General features: G+C 40.4%; 1 protein-coding gene. It reads right to left on the bottom strand.

Annotation, left to right across the window (positions count from 1 at the left end; all coding sequences use genetic code 11):
* Window positions 1–34: 34 nt before the first annotated feature.
* Window positions 35–319: hypothetical protein (locus SAY88_RS24835; RefSeq protein ID WP_332635096.1), on the bottom strand; the 285-nt coding region annotated here is incomplete at its 5' end.

Below are 319 nucleotides of genomic sequence, written 5' to 3' on the forward strand. Positions count from 1 at the left end.
ATTGGCAGACGCGCTAGACTTAGGATCTAGTGTCTTATGACGTGGGGGTTCGACTCCCTTCACCCGCACCATTAATTGCTAAGCGAACTTTTTTAAAAAAAGTGTTGCATGTAATCGGTGGATGTGATACATTATTACTTGTCGCTGCGAAAGAGTAGCGAATTTGTTTTAAAAAAGATGTTGCGCGGAACTTGTTGGTGTGGTACAATGATTTTTGTCGCTGATGAGTTGAGCGAACAAGTAGTTCTTTGAAAACTGAACAAAAGCCAAGCGAAATAGAGATACATGATATCTCGTTAAAGAAATTTACCCGATAGGG

The sequence above is a fragment of the Halalkalibacter flavus genome, assembly GCF_036663575.1.
GTDB classification, from domain to species: domain Bacteria; phylum Bacillota; class Bacilli; order Bacillales; family Bacillaceae_D; genus Halalkalibacter; species Halalkalibacter flavus.